Here is a 1,429-nt window from a genome sequence, read left to right as displayed (position 1 = left end):
CTGGATGGTGGCGTGCTCGATTCCGTATTTTTCCTTCAACATTTCATTCACCGCCAAGATGACGCATAGCGGCTGGATGCGTTCGTTGACAAACACATGAGCCGACAGCGAGTAATGGTCGGTCGAGATGGCCCATAAGTGCATGTCGTGCACGTCTTCGACCCCTTCGATCTTTCGAATATCGGCGCGGATTTGTTCGAGGTCGAACCCATCTGGCACGGCTTCCATTAAGATGAGATACGATTCGCGCATAATTTTCGCCCCGCCTGTGAAAATGATGGCGGCGATCACTAAGCTGATGATCGGGTCGAACACCGTCCAGCCGGTGAAGTAAATGAGCAGCGCGGAAACGATGACGCCGATCGAGCTAATCAAGTCGCCGATGAAATGCCAAAGGGCGCTCTGAACGTTCAAGTTGTCTTCCTCTTTCGTGCTCCGGCTTAAGACGATGGTCAACGTCAAGTTGACGACGAGGCCGATCGCCGCGATTCCGAGCATAAGACGAAAGTTGATCGGTTCAGGATGAAGAAAACGCTGAATGCCTTCCCATAAAATCCACAGCGCAATGACGGCCAACGTCAGCCCGTTCAAAAACGATGTGATGATTTCAAATCGCAAAAAACCGAACGTAAAGCGGCGGTTCGGTGGGCGCGTTGCCATGTAGAGGGCGACCATGCTCAATCCAAGCGCCAATACATCGGATGCCATATGGGCCGAATCGGACAAGAGGGCGAGCGAGTTGGAAATCAGTCCGCCAATGATTTCAACGGCGGTGAAAAACATGGTCAACAAAAGCGTCACCCAGAGCGCTTTTTTTGATTCATGTTGCGTTTTGACGTGCGGGAGATGGTGAAAATCGTACAGTGTTGGAGCCATAATGCACCTCCGTTATTTATAATAATTATCAACTTATATATATTATAATATAAAAATCCGCCTGTGTGCAAATGAAATTTCGACAGCGAGAAAGAGCGGTTGTTGGAATTTGTCTAAAAATATAGACGAACAATTCAAGGAATGAATCCTGCTGTTGGCGAATAGGAATCAATGTTGTGTATGGCCATCATTTTGCTTCGGAAAGGATGCGATCCAGCTTGATTGCGGCGAATCCGACAGATTTAGAAGTGTATTTGTTTCATGAAGGCCGTTTGTATCAAAGTTATGAGTTGTTCGGCGCTCATGTCATCCGCGACGGCGGAGCGGTCGGCACTCGCTTTTGCGTGTGGGCGCCCCATGCGCGGGAAGTCCGTCTTGTCGGCAGTTTCAACGATTGGAATGGGGCGAATTCCCCCCTGACGAAGGTGAACGACGAAGGGGTATGGACGATCGTTGTTCCAGAAAACTTGGAAGGGCATCTCTATAAATATGAGATCATCACACCGGATGGCCGTGTTCTGTTGAAAGCCGACCCGTACGCCTTTTACTCCGA

1 protein-coding gene and 1 pseudogene are annotated in these 1,429 nt (G+C 49.5%); one reads left to right on the top strand and one right to left on the bottom strand.

From position 1 onward, the window contains the following. The coding region (locus VU18_RS12605; RefSeq protein ID WP_047758165.1) for a cation diffusion facilitator family transporter at window positions 1-876 on the bottom strand (876 nt) is incomplete at its 3' end. 206 nt (window positions 877-1,082) lie between these two features. Between VU18_RS12605 and VU18_RS12600 the strand changes: the two are divergent. Continuing rightward, window positions 1,083-1,429 (top strand): annotated as a pseudogene (locus VU18_RS12600) (1,4-alpha-glucan branching enzyme); the annotation flags it as partial.

Origin of the sequence: Geobacillus sp. ZGt-1, from assembly GCF_001026865.1 — a bacterium.
Lineage (GTDB): Bacteria > Bacillota > Bacilli > Bacillales > Anoxybacillaceae > Geobacillus > Geobacillus thermoleovorans.
Note: the sequence above shows the minus strand (reverse complement) of the source record. Positions and strands in the feature narration are given on the sequence as shown.